The organism is Enterocloster sp. 210928-DFI.2.20 (genome assembly GCF_020554465.1).
Taxonomy (GTDB): Bacteria; Bacillota; Clostridia; order Lachnospirales; family Lachnospiraceae; genus Enterocloster; species Enterocloster bolteae.
Genome location: NZ_JAJCHK010000036.1, coordinates 1 through 12,792 on the forward strand (window position 1 = coordinate 1; position 12,792 = coordinate 12,792).

Below are 12,792 nucleotides of genomic sequence, written 5' to 3' on the forward strand. Positions count from 1 at the left end.
AATGTTGGAAGTGTGCTTTTCAGCACACCCCAACATTCAGTATAGAACCTTTTTTAGTTCCTGAAATAATCGTGAAAATATCGCAAGAATATCGTAAGTTGACGCAAAACTGTCCCCTGGTCTATAATAGAACCAGGAAAAGAAGAAACAAGGAAAGTGCAGCAAGGGGGAATCCTTGGAGGAGGTTGAATTTCATGAGAAGCATGAAGCGATTGTTATGTCTGGCCCTGGCCACGGGTACGCTGATTACAGCTATGCCCATCCAGTCCATGGCATCATCTGATTATAAGTATATCACGAACATCTCTTTGAAGGTGGATATAGACCTGGATTCAGGGGATGAAATCAATGATGGTGACAGCCTGGGAACAGATTCCAGCGACAGCGGGAACAAGGTATACACTTCATCGAACAAATACAGGGTTCAGTCAGCAGAGTGGTCCAATGATAAGGAAGTGACCATTGGCGATACGCCAAAGATAACTGTGTGGCTGGAGCCGGAGAGTTCCAGCAACAGCAATTATGATTACCGTTTCCGCAGCAGCTACAGTTCAGGCAGCGTCAGTGTCAGCGGCGGAACTTTTGTGTCTGCTTCCAAAAGCGGAAGTGACCTTAAGGTGGTAATCAGGGCAAACGGAATCAAGGGGACCTACGACCCGCCGGAAGACGCGGAATGGGGCAGCACCCGGGGAAGAGCCAGGTGGGAGGAACCGGAAAACGGCGGTTCCGGATATTACGACGTGTATTTGTACCGTGGATCATCCGTGGTTAAGAAGCTGGAGGAGTATAAGGGAACATCCTATAATTTTTATCCTTACATGACCAAGGAAGGTGATTATTCCTTTAAGGTAAGGACCGTTCCCCACACAGAGGAGGAAAAGAAGCGCGGCAAGAAGAGCGAATGGACCGAAGCAGGAGACTTATATATCGCTGAGGACGAGGTTTCTGACGGCACCGGACAGGAGGACGGCAACGGCAGTACTCCCAGCGGAGGAAACACGGACGTTGGATGGCGCAAGGAAGGCGACACATGGTATTTTAAATATCCCGACGGCAACTACCAGAAAAACGGCTGGCTGAGATGGAATGATAAATGGTATCTGTTCGACGAGACAGGCAAGATGGTGACGGGATGGAAGCAGACCAACAGCGGATGGTACTATCTGGGTGAAAGCGGCGATATGAAGACAGGCTGGGTAAAGTCCAATAATATTTGGTACTATATGAACCCCAACCAGGACGGACCGGAAGGCGCCATGGTCAAGAACAGCTGGCTCACCATTGACGGAAAGACGTATTTCATGAACGAAAGCGGCGCCATGGTGGAAGGGTGGTACAAGGTCCAGGATAATTGGTACTACTTCTATCCGGGACAGGGACAGAAGGCTGTAAACACATCCATCAGCGGTTTCCAGTTAGACGCCAATGGAGTATGGCAGCATTAGGATAAAGAGGTTTGTGAGTGATTTGCGGGAAAAAGAAGTATGACGGCATTTTTCATAGATAAAGGAAGGATAGTTGAAAGGAGACACTATGAAAAGAGGCAGGTTTTGTTTTACAGCTGCTGCCGTTTGTTTGATGGTATTTGGCCTGAGCATAAGTGCTCAGGCTAAAACCACATATAGGCTGGAGATTACCAACCAGTACGACACAGACGGCACCAGCAGGGACGACAATGACAAAGACAGGGTACATCCCCTGGAACCGGATGTGGAAGTGTCTGAAGGCTCCTCGGATGGGATGGAGCTGGCATCCGATGTGGAGTGGTCCAAGGATCCCCTGAACTGGAGTGCAGGCAATGAGGTGACAGGAACCCTGTATCTGGGCTGCACGGGGAGCCTGGGCAGGGACAGTCTGGAGCTTCGTGTGACCAATGGAAGAAATGAAGCAAAGGTTTCCTCCGTAAAAAAGTATACGGGAGAGGACTATGAATCAGATTTGGGAAATGTATATCAGGTGAAATTTAAGTACCAGGTTGCGGCGCAGCTGGGAGAGACTGCCTGGGCCGGCTGGGACAGTGCAACCCCCAGTCTTGCCAGATGGAATGCCGTTAAGTACGCCAACACCTACCGGGTTGTTCTCTATGATGACCAGGGGTCTGTGGTGAGCCAGCTTGTGGAGGGCAGTACCGAGTACGATTTTTCACCATTTATGACAAAGGAGGGGGTTCAGTATTATTTTGAGGTCCAGGCCATTGCAAGAAACGGAAACCAGCAGGATTATCTTGAGGATGGTGAAGCTGTAAGTTCCCTTACCTCCGGGGCCAATACACCGGGCATTACAGACGGCACCTGGGGTGATTACCAGGAGGGCAGGCGTTTTACCTATGAGGATGGGACCGCAGCAGCAGACAGGTGGGAGCGTATCATGGGCAAATGGTACTATTTTAACCCGGAAGGTTATGCTGTAACCGGATGGAACCAGATTCAGGATACATGGTATTACATGTATGAAGACGGCGCTATGGCGGCGGGAGTTACCACACCGGACGGCTTTCAGGTAGATGACAGCGGGGCCTGGATTCATTGACGCAGAGGCACAGTTTATGGTTTGCAGTGAAAGGGAGAGTGTGATATGGGGAGACTGAAACAGCAGGCAGTCATTTGGATGTCAGGGGCGCTGCTGATGCTTACGTGCGGGACGGCCATGGCATCCACAAGGACAGAGATAGACAGTATATCCCTGGATGTGGAGTCCAATATTGAGGCGGGCGACAGTTCCGGAGACGTGGATGTGACCTGTGATTCCGGCGACTATTACGTGGATGATATAGAGATAACCAATGAACCTAAAAATGGATGGGATGACGGCGATAAGCCAAAGCTGAAGGTTACGGTGGAGGCGGAGGATGATTACTATTTTTCTTCCGGTCTGTCTAAAAGTGATGTGGATTTAAGAGGGGCGGACGGTAAAGTTACATCGGTCACCAGAAAGAGCAGCACCCTGATCGTATACATTACTCTGGATTCCCTGGACGGCAGTGACAGCGGATATGATTTGGATGTCTACGGGCTGGAATGGGATGAATCCGACGGCATGGCCTCGTGGGAGGACAGCGGGGACGCGAGGAAATACGAGGTAAGGCTTTACCGCAATGATAATTCCGTTACCTCCGTACTTACAACCTCGGATACCAGTTATGATTTTTCCGGTTATATTACAAAAAGCGGTGACTATCTGTTTAAGGTAAGGGCCGTGTACAGCTCCTCCGACAAGGGAAGCTGGGAGGAATCTGATTCCTGGTATGTTTCATCGGAGGAGGCGGATGAAATCAGTGACGGCAGAAGGACATACGGTTCCTCCTCATCCAGTTACAAAGGCGCCTGGCTCAGAGATTCGGTGGGCTGGTGGTACTGCAATGCGGATAAGAGCTATACGGTAAATAACTGGCAGTATATTGATGACAGGTGGTATTTTTTTAATGCCGCCGGATACATGGTGACGGGCTGGATTGACTGGGGCGGCAGATGGTATTACTGCGGAGACGACGGAGCCATGTATTACAATACCACTACACCGGACGGGTATTATGTGGGGGATGACGGGGCCTGGGTGCAGTGAATTGTCAGATAAGAAAAGATGTTATTGTGTATTACAACACAAACGAATCCCCGAAGAGAGGCAGCTCTTCGGGGATTCGTTTTCCTTTTAAGGAGGTATATCCCAGGCTGTCTGTTGATCATTACTTTCTGCACGGCATTTGCTGATGTATTAGCAAATCACACCGGCCGGAACAGAAATGATAATAGATGTTATGTACTGCATTGCGCCATCAGATATTCCATTCCGTCCCGGGGCAGGTCACAGGAAAACAGTTGCTTTTGGCATGGGAAAAAAATATAATGAAACTGTAAGCAGAAACCAATGGGCGCAGCAGGGGGTATCTCATGACAGAAGCCCTTTAGAGTGCCTGGTGAGCGGTCGGAATGCAGCCATGGCGCCTGTAACGGGATTATTGCGCCGCTGCTCTTGACTTATATAGTAATATCAACTAAAATTGAGAAACGTAGCAGAACGAAGGTTTTGAAAGGACGCATATGGGAATCGTTAAAGCGGCAAAACTGGTATATGAGTATATAAGACGCGATGAGGAAGAAAATATAGAAGAAGTGAACCGGGCTATTGACGGTGTGGATGTGGATATAAAAAAGGGTGATTTTGTGGCTGTGCTGGGCCATAATGGTTCCGGCAAGTCAACTCTGGCCAAGCATGTCAACGGTCTTCTGCTGCCCACGGAAGGAACCGTATGGGTGGGGGATATGGATACCAGGGATGAGGAACATATCTGGGATGTCCGCAAGACAGCCGGCATGGTGTTCCAGAATCCGGATAACCAGATCATCGGCAATATTGTGGAGGAGGATGTGGGCTTTGGACCGGAGAATATAGGCGTGCCCACAGAAGAGATATGGAAGCGTGTGGAGGAGAGCCTGAAGGCTGTTGGAATGACCGCCTACCGGCTCCAGTCACCCAATAAGCTTTCAGGAGGACAGAAGCAGAGGGTGGCCATAGCAGGCGTTATGGCCATGAAGCCGGAGTGCATTATTCTGGACGAGCCCACTGCCATGCTGGACCCTAACGGCCGCAGGGAGGTTATACGGACCATTCATGAGTTAAACAGGGCAGAAGGCATCACCGTCCTGCTGATTACCCACTATATGGAGGAAGCCATTGAGGCTGACAGAATCATTGTCATGGACGACGGCAGGATTGTCATGGACGGACAGCCAAGGGAAATTTTCTCCAGGGTCAAAGAACTGAAGAGCCATGGACTGGACGTGCCCCAGGTCACAGAGCTGGCCTGGGAGCTTAAGGAGGCAGGAATGCCCCTTACGGATGGAATCCTTAGCAGGGAAGAGCTGGTGGAACAGCTGGTACCCCTTCTGAGATAGGGAGAAGGAGATAGAGGATGTCAATAAAAGCAGTTGATTTGAATTTTGTATATGGCGGCGGCACGGCCTTTGAGCAGCATGCCCTGTTTGACGTGAATCTGGAGATTGAGGACGGGGAATTTGTGGGTCTGATTGGACATACGGGCTCGGGAAAGTCCACCCTGATTCAGCATTTAAACGGGCTGATAAAAGCCAGCGCAGGCGAACTCTACTACAACGGGGAGAATATCTACAGCCAGGGCTATGACATGAAGCAGCTGAGGAGCAAGGTGGGCCTGGTATTCCAGTATCCGGAGCACCAGCTCTTTGAAGTGGATGTGCTGACAGATGTATGCTTCGGACCTAAGAATCAGGGACTGGGCAGGGAGGAGGCCGAAGCCAGGGCAAAAAAAGCCCTGGAACAGGTGGGCCTGGACCCTTCTTATTATAAACAGTCTCCCTTTGAGCTGTCCGGCGGCCAGAAACGGCGGGTGGCCATAGCTGGCGTGCTGGCCATGGAACCGGAGGTCCTTATACTGGACGAGCCGACAGCCGGCCTGGATCCAAGGGGAAGGGATGAGATTCTGGACCAGATTGACAGGCTCCACAGGGAGCGCCATATGACCATCATACTGGTTTCCCACAGCATGGAGGATGTGGCCAGGTATGCGGACCGTCTGATTGTGATGAACCATGGGCAGAAGGTGTTTGACGGGGCGCCAAAGGAGGTATTTTGCCATTACAGGGAACTGGAGACCATGGGACTGGCTGCGCCCCAGATAACTTATCTGGTCCATGACCTGAAGGCCCAAGGCATTGATATTGATGATGATATTACCACAGTGGCGGAGGCCAGGGAGGCTATTCTGGCGCTGAGGAATAAACTGACAGAAAGCAGCAGGGATAAAAATGTTTAGAGAGATTACGTTGGGCCAGTACTATCCGGTGGACTCCGCCGTTCACAGACTGGACCCCAGGACAAAGCTTTTTGGAACTATGGTATTCATAGCCTCCTTGTTTGTTGCTGACAATATATGGGGTTATGTCATTGCCACGGTGGTGCTGGCAGCTGTGATTAAGCTGACCAGGGTGCCGGTGCGTTTCATTCTCAGGGGGCTGAAGGCTATCATGATTCTGCTGTTAATCAGTGTCAGCTTCAATCTGTTCCTGACAGACGGACGCATACTGGTAAAGTTCTGGATTTTCAAGATAACCTTTGAGGGCGTGCGTATGGCCTTTTTTATGGGGCTGAGGCTTATCTATCTGGTGATAGGCTCATCCATCATGACGCTGACCACCACGCCCAACCAGCTGACAGACGGTCTGGAGAAGGGCCTGGGCTTTCTGAAACGGTTCAGGGTGCCGGTCCATGAGGTTGCCATGATGATGTCCATTGCCCTGAGATTCATCCCTATTCTGGTGGAGGAAACCGATAAAATCATGAAGGCCCAGATGGCCAGGGGAGCTGACTTTGAGACCGGCAATCTGATACAGAAGGCAAAGGCCATGGTGCCTCTTCTGGTGCCGTTATTTATTTCCGCCTTCCGCAGGGCCACAGACCTGGCCATGGCCATGGAAGCCCGCTGTTACCGCGGCGGCGACGGCCGCACAAAGATGAAACCCCTGCAGTACCGCCAGGCGGACCATGACGCCTATATGATATATGCCCTGTATTTTGTGGTCATCATAGCGTCCAGGGTTTATCTCTAAAATGAGCACTGCGCTGCATATACAGGAAGGTAGGATCAATGAAACGAATACGGCTTGTGGTTGCCTATGACGGCACCCAATATCACGGCTGGCAGATACAGCCGGGGGCAGTGACCATAGAATCTGTTTTGAATGAAGCCCTTACCCAGCTTATGAGGGAGCCCATCCAGGTTATAGGTGCCAGCAGGACAGATTCAGGAGTCCATGCAAGGGGGAATGTGGCTGTCTTTGACACAGAAAGCCAGATGCCGCCGGATAAAATTTGCATGGCCTTAAACCAGAGGCTTCCAGAGGACATCCGGGTTCAGGTATCCGAGGAAGTGCCCTCTGACTGGCATCCCAGAAAATGCACCTGCATCAAGACATATGAATACAGGATTTTAAACCGGAGAATCAACATGCCCATGGAGCGCCTGTACTCCCATTTCTGTTATTATAAGCTGGATGTGGACAGGATGCAGGCTGCTGCAAATATGCTGGAAGGGGAACATGATTTTAAAAGCTTCTGCAGTGTCCGCACCCAGGTGACGGATACAGTAAGGACCGTCTATAGGATTGATGTTACGAGAAATGCGGATGATATTATTACCATACGCGTGACCGGAAACGGTTTTCTGTATAATATGGTGCGCATCATTGCCGGGACCCTGATGGCTGTGGGAACAGGCCATATACAGGCAGAGGATATGCCCTCCATTCTGGAGGCAAAGGACCGGCGGGCAGCAGGCCCCACGGCGCCTGCCAGGGGGCTTACCCTGATAGAAATGAAATATGAGCTGTAAATGCCGGAATATCTTTGATTATTCGGCATTTTTTCTTTGTAAAGTGGTTGACAGGGAGTGTTTGGTATTATATAATATAAAACTGTGACATTAGCAAAGAATGCTCATCCAAAGCCCCGGAGTGAGCACTTTGATTGATAAATACTTCCCATATTTATCAGGCATATAGCGGGCATCCGTTGGATGTCAGGTGTATAACAAGGTTGAGATTAACAGGAGGTTAACCAATGAAGAGTTTTATGGCTAGTCCAGCGACAATTGAAAGAAAATGGTATGTAGTTGATGCTACAGGATATACATTAGGACGTCTGTCTTCAGAGATAGCAAAGGTTTTAAGAGGAAAGAACAAGCCGATTTTCACACCTCATATGGATTGCGGCGATTATGTAATCGTTGTGAACGCTGAGAAGATTAAAGTAACCGGCAAGAAGTTGGATCAGAAGATTTATTACAATCACTCTGATTACGTAGGCGGTATGAGAGAGACAACCCTGCGTGAATTGATGGCTAAGAAGCCTGAGAAGGTTATCGAGTTAGCAGTTAAGGGTATGCTTCCAAAGGGACCTCTGGGAAGAAGCATGTTTGGCAAGCTTCATGTATATGCAGGCCCAGACCATGAGCAGGCAGCACAGAAACCAGAAGTTTTAACATTTTAATGAGGATTGGAGGAAGAAAGTATCATGGCTAACGCAAAATTTTACGGAACAGGCAGAAGAAAAAAATCCATCGCCAGAGTATATTTAGTACCAGGTACCGGCAACATCACCATCAACAAGAGAGATATCAATGAGTATCTTGGTCTTGAGACTTTAAAGGTTATTGTTCGCCAGCCATTAGTAGCTACTGAGACTACTGATAAATTCGATGTAATGGTTAACGTTCGCGGCGGCGGCACAACAGGACAGGCCGGCGCAATCCGTCACGGCATCTCCAGAGCTCTCCTTCAGGTAGACGCTGATTACAGACCAGCCCTGAAGAAAGCTGGTTTCTTAACAAGAGACCCAAGAATGAAAGAGAGAAAGAAGTACGGCTTAAAGGCAGCCCGTCGTGCTCCTCAGTTCTCCAAGCGTTAATTCTGGAGTCAGACATCTGGTTTACACCAGTATGTCCCAACAAACGTATACAGGACCTTTCGGAACCAGTTTTCCGGAAGGTCTTTTTGGCTCTCTATGTTTTTGATATCATTAGAACAGGGATGGCTGAACCTTCCGGCTCAGGCATCCCTGTTCTTGTGTGTGATATGCAATTTATGAATTACCGTACCCCGAATTTGGTACCGCGTCTGAGTGTTCCGTTGCTGTTCCACTCTGTATAAACATATGGACCGCCGTCGGTGGTTCCGTTTTCGGTGAAGGTGTGGGTCTGGCCATTGAAGGAGCGTTCTCCGGTCTGTAACTTACAGCTGTTGCTGTCGAAGTAGTAGACATTGCCGTTGATCTTCATGATGCCGCCCTGGAGCTCGCCTGTATCGGCGGCATAATACCAGGTGCCGTCCTTCTGAATCCATCCGGTACGCATAATCTGGTCCTCTCCGAAGAAAAACCAGTGGTTCTTGTAATTTACCCAGTTATTGGTACAGTAATCTCCGGAACCCCACTGATACTTTGTTCCCTGAGAGGTGTGAACGAATCCCGCAGCAAATGATGTCATAGCGCTCCCTGCGGCCAGGGCCATGGAGAGAGCTGCGATTGCTAAATATTTCTTTTTCATAAGAAGCATGCCTCCTTGCGATTTATATTAGTGTATTGCTTTTCTGAGTAAATTCTACACCATGGAGCGGCTCCAAGGTCAATACAGTTAATATATTCGTAAGGATAAGGAAAAGTTTCGGAAAGGTTCGGGAGACATAGTGGGAGTCTGCCCCCGGTCTAAATCCCCCGGCCTGAACCCATCAGCCAAACCCCGCCAGTCTAAATCCATCCTCCGTCCAGTCCGATGATCTGTCCGGTAAGGTATGATTCCTTATAGCCCAGATGGTAAGCCAAATCAGCCACCTCCTCAGCGCGGCCAAGGCGCCCGGAGGGAATCTCGTCCACCAGGGCGATAAGGTCGTCCTCATCCATCCACTGGTTCATCTCTGTGTCAATGGCTCCGCAGGCAATTGCATTGACCTGGATATTGCTGGGGGCCAGCTCCTTTGCCAGGGCCTTTGTCAGGGCGTTGATACCGCCTTTGGTGGCTGAGTAGGCTGTCTCGCAGGAGGCGCCCACAACGCCCCATACAGAAGATATATTGACAATTTTTCCCTGCTTCTGAGAAATCATATAGGGGACCGCCAGCTTGCAGCAATTGAAAACAGATGTCAGGTTGGTGCGCAGCATGCGCTCCCAGTCTGCCGGAGTCATATCCTGGAGAAGTCCGATATAGGAGATGCCGGCATTGTTCACAAGGACATCCACGCCCCCGAACATCTTTTTAATCTTAAGGAACAGCTCCTCACAGCAAGCCATGTCCCCCATATCTCCTTTGTATGCCAGGCAGGGGACCTGGAAGGATTCGATTTCTTTCCGGGTCTGCATCAGCTGTTCCTCCCTGTGGACACAGCTGATAGCCACATTATAGCCCTTCTTTGCAAACTTAACTGCCACGGCCTTGCCGATGCCTCTGGAGGCTCCGGTGACCAGTACGGTTTTACGCGGCATAAGATACACATCCTTTCTGTTATGGGTTATAACATATTTTACCATACCAATGATAGAATTGTAAGAAATTGAATTGTAATAAATAATTTATTTGTGATATAATAATTACAAATTGTTTAACAAAAGAAGCTAAAATACCCCCGCCCCAACAGGCGGATGGATGCATTGCCGGAAACAAACAGTCGTACTCTGTTTCATTACCGGGTGCGGATTGAAACAAAACAGTGAAAATATCGGCTTGGATCGAATAAAAGGAAAAGGTGAAACTATGTCTCATATTTATGATTTGATTATTATCGGCTCCGGACCGGCAGGTCTGGCGGCTGCTGTTTATGCCCAGAGGGCAAAGCTGGACACTCTTGTGGTAGAAAAGGCAATGGTCAGCGGAGGCCAGGTCCTGACCACCTATGAGGTGGACAACTATCCCGGACTTCCCGGAATCGGCGGATACGACCTGGGGATTAAATTCCGGGAACACGCAGACCGTCTGGGAGCCCGGTTCGTGGAGGACGAGGTTCTGAATATCCAGGATGGAGGAAAAGGCGCAATCAAGGGCGTGGTGTGCCAGGGAAATACCTATGAGGCCAGGTCTCTTATACTTGCCACCGGAGCTGTGCACAGGAAGCTGGGCGTGCCGGGTGAGGAAGAGCTGGCAGGAGCCGGAGTGTCCTACTGTGCCACCTGCGACGGGGCATTTTTCCGCAATAAGGTCACGGCTGTCATCGGAGGCGGCGATGTGGCTGTGGAGGATGCCATTTTCCTGGCGCGTATGTGCAGCAAGGTGTATCTGATTCACAGGAGAAATGAACTGCGGGCAGCCAAGAGCCTGCAGGAGAATCTGCTGTCCCTGGATAATGTGGAGGTAATATGGGACACAGTGGCCGACAGTATCAATGGGGATGGAATGGTAAAGAGTCTTTCCCTGACCAATGTAAAAAATGGACAGAAAAGAGAACTGGATGTACAGGGCGTGTTTATCGCAGTGGGCATAACACCGGAGAGCAGGGCCTTTGAGGGTTTGGTGGATATGGACCACGGCTATATCAGGGCCGGGGAGGATACTGTGACATCGGCACCCGGTATCTTTGCGGCAGGCGATGTGAGGACCAAGCCGCTTCGTCAGATTATTACAGCTGCTGCGGACGGTGCAAACGCCATAACCAGTGTGGAGCGGTATCTGGTAGAGAATTAGGGGAGGCAGGCTACAGATGAATAACTGGAAGAAAGTAATCGTGCTCAGCGGTCTGTGCAGCTGCGCGCTTTCTGTGAACGCTATGGCGTCCACAAACCTGGAGACAGGCTCTTCTCTGGCGGGTATATCCGTTGCGCTGAATAATTATTATGCAGGGAATACAGAGCCGGAAAAGCAGCTGGCTTCATCCTATTCCAACATACAGAACAAATCAGCCCAGTCAAATACAGCCGCTGGTTCCGCCAGCGGCCAGGGCAGCGGCAATAAGGCAAGCGGCCAGTCCGGCAGCGCGTCAGGAGACGCCGGTAAGGCAAAGACTGCCCAGGAGACCGCGTCCAAACCAAAGTCCTCGGCGTATGACAACATTGCCGTGTCCAAGATAAACGGCACGGTAAACATCCGTACAGAGGCCAATACCAGCAGCGGTGTCACCGGCAAGATTAACAATGATTGCGCGGCCACCATCCTGGACACGGTGGACGGAGAGGGCGGAAAATGGTACAAGATTCAGTCCGGTTCCGTGACCGGCTACATAAAAGCTGATTACTTTGTTACAGGACAGCAGGCAGAATCCAGGGCCAAGCAGGTGGGAACCACCTATGGCACCATAGTGGGCACCCCCAGCCTGCGTCTGAGACAAAGTCCTGACATGGAAGGAAAGACACTGACACTGCTGTCAGAGGGCGCCCATTATGTGGTTACGGGCGAGGAAGGTGATTTCCTGAAGGTGCAGGTGGATTCAGATTTGGAAGGATATGTGTTCAAGGAATATATGAAGACCAGTGTGGAGTTTAACAAGGCTGTATCGGTGGAAGAGGAGAAGGCCAAGGCGGCAGAGGAGGCCAAGCGCAAGGAAGATGCGGAGAAGGCCCTGCAGGCTCTGGAGGACGCGAAGAAGGCAGATGCGGCCAAGAAGACAACGGCAGCCACCACAAAGGCCGAGAAGACCACGGAGGCTCCTGCCACCACAGCTCCCAAGAAAGAGGAGACAAAGGGAACAGACGCCGTCACCACCATCGCGGCCAATCCTGAGAACGGCAAGGACAGCACGGTGGCAGCGCCCACAACGGCAAAAGCACCTGAGACAGTGGACAGCAAGGGGCCGGGATCACCTGGCGGAACCTCCACAGAGGTGGCTTCTGCTACCCGTAACGCAGTGGTGGCATACGCAAAACAGTTCCTGGGCAATCCCTATGTGTACGGCGGGACAAGCCTGACAAGCGGAGCTGACTGTTCCGGATTTACTCAGAGCGTATTTGCCCATTTCGGCATCAGTACGGGAAGAAGCTCCAGGGACCAGGCTGCCAGAGGAAAGTCCATACCAGTCAGTGATGCCAAGCCGGGAGATTTGCTGTTCTACGCCAGCGGCGATTACATTAACCATGTGGCCATCTACATCGGCGGCGGCCAGGTTATCCACGCCAGCAACCCCACTACGGGTATCTGCATCACGCCGGCAAATTACAGGACACCCTGTAAGGCTGTTACGTTTTTGGATTAAGAGATGACAGGTAAGAAATGACAAATATATGATGACAAATATATGATGACAGACATATGATTATGAAACAGGGCTTCTGCGGATTCGTAGTGAT

The 12,792-nt window shown here is 50.5% G+C and carries 13 protein-coding genes; 11 read left to right on the top strand and 2 right to left on the bottom strand.

Going from position 1 to position 12,792, the window contains the following annotated elements:
• The first annotated feature begins 194 nt into the window (after window positions 1-194).
• The 9 genes from LI015_RS23345 (at window position 195) to rpsI (ending at window position 8,436) form a co-directional block, all read left to right on the top strand.
• Window positions 195-1,445: an N-acetylmuramoyl-L-alanine amidase family protein gene (locus LI015_RS23345; protein ID WP_002566484.1), complete on the top strand. Its 1,251-nt coding sequence runs from the start codon at window positions 195-197 to the stop codon at window positions 1,443-1,445.
• A gap of 88 nt (window positions 1,446-1,533) precedes the next feature.
• Window positions 1,534-2,529, top strand: coding sequence for a hypothetical protein (locus LI015_RS23350; RefSeq protein ID WP_227126472.1), 996 nt, complete (start codon window positions 1,534-1,536; stop codon window positions 2,527-2,529).
• A 45-nt stretch (window positions 2,530-2,574) separates the two neighbouring features.
• Window positions 2,575-3,561: a hypothetical protein gene (locus LI015_RS23355; RefSeq protein ID WP_002566482.1), complete on the top strand. Its 987-nt coding sequence runs from the start codon at window positions 2,575-2,577 to the stop codon at window positions 3,559-3,561.
• Between the two features lie 476 nt (window positions 3,562-4,037).
• A complete protein-coding gene (locus LI015_RS23360; RefSeq protein ID WP_002570697.1) occupies window positions 4,038-4,892 on the top strand; it encodes an energy-coupling factor transporter ATPase in 855 nt (284 codons plus the stop codon).
• A gap of 17 nt (window positions 4,893-4,909) precedes the next feature.
• Entirely contained in the window at window positions 4,910-5,788 is an 879-nt protein-coding gene (locus tag LI015_RS23365; RefSeq protein WP_227126473.1) for an energy-coupling factor transporter ATPase, read from the top strand.
• Window positions 5,781-6,581 (top strand): energy-coupling factor transporter transmembrane component T family protein, encoded by an 801-nt coding sequence (locus LI015_RS23370; protein WP_002566479.1) that lies wholly within the window; start codon window positions 5,781-5,783, stop codon window positions 6,579-6,581. The genes LI015_RS23365 and LI015_RS23370 overlap by 8 nt, the downstream gene beginning before the upstream one ends.
• A gap of 38 nt (window positions 6,582-6,619) precedes the next feature.
• On the top strand, window positions 6,620-7,363 hold the full coding sequence (gene truA / locus LI015_RS23375) for a tRNA pseudouridine(38-40) synthase TruA (protein WP_002570696.1): 744 nt from the start codon (window positions 6,620-6,622) through the stop codon (window positions 7,361-7,363).
• 227 nt (window positions 7,364-7,590) lie between these two features.
• Window positions 7,591-8,019, top strand: coding sequence for a 50S ribosomal protein L13 (gene rplM / locus LI015_RS23380; RefSeq protein ID WP_002566477.1), 429 nt, complete (start codon window positions 7,591-7,593; stop codon window positions 8,017-8,019).
• A gap of 24 nt (window positions 8,020-8,043) precedes the next feature.
• Window positions 8,044-8,436, top strand: coding sequence for a 30S ribosomal protein S9 (rpsI, locus tag LI015_RS23385; protein ID WP_002566476.1), 393 nt, complete (start codon window positions 8,044-8,046; stop codon window positions 8,434-8,436).
• Window positions 8,437-8,617: 181 nt separating this feature from the next.
• Here rpsI and LI015_RS23390 read toward each other — a convergent pair whose 3' ends face one another.
• Together LI015_RS23390 and ymfI are read right to left on the bottom strand one after the other, a co-directional pair.
• The gene (locus LI015_RS23390; protein ID WP_002566475.1) at window positions 8,618-9,073 is read right to left on the bottom strand and encodes a hypothetical protein; all 456 of its coding nucleotides are present in this window, start codon (window positions 9,071-9,073) and stop codon (window positions 8,618-8,620) included.
• 200 nt (window positions 9,074-9,273) lie between these two features.
• The gene (gene ymfI, locus LI015_RS23395) at window positions 9,274-10,005 is read right to left on the bottom strand and encodes an elongation factor P 5-aminopentanone reductase (protein WP_002566474.1); all 732 of its coding nucleotides are present in this window, start codon (window positions 10,003-10,005) and stop codon (window positions 9,274-9,276) included.
• Window positions 10,006-10,273: 268 nt separating this feature from the next.
• On the opposite strand from ymfI, the gene trxB reads away from it, so the two are divergent.
• Complete coding sequence (gene trxB, locus LI015_RS23400) at window positions 10,274-11,197, top strand: thioredoxin-disulfide reductase (RefSeq protein WP_002566473.1); 924 nt, start codon at window positions 10,274-10,276, stop codon at window positions 11,195-11,197.
• 16 nt (window positions 11,198-11,213) lie between these two features.
• On the top strand, window positions 11,214-12,698 hold the full coding sequence (locus LI015_RS23405; protein ID WP_002592075.1) for a C40 family peptidase: 1,485 nt from the start codon (window positions 11,214-11,216) through the stop codon (window positions 12,696-12,698).
• The last annotated feature ends 94 nt before the right edge of the window (window positions 12,699-12,792 follow it).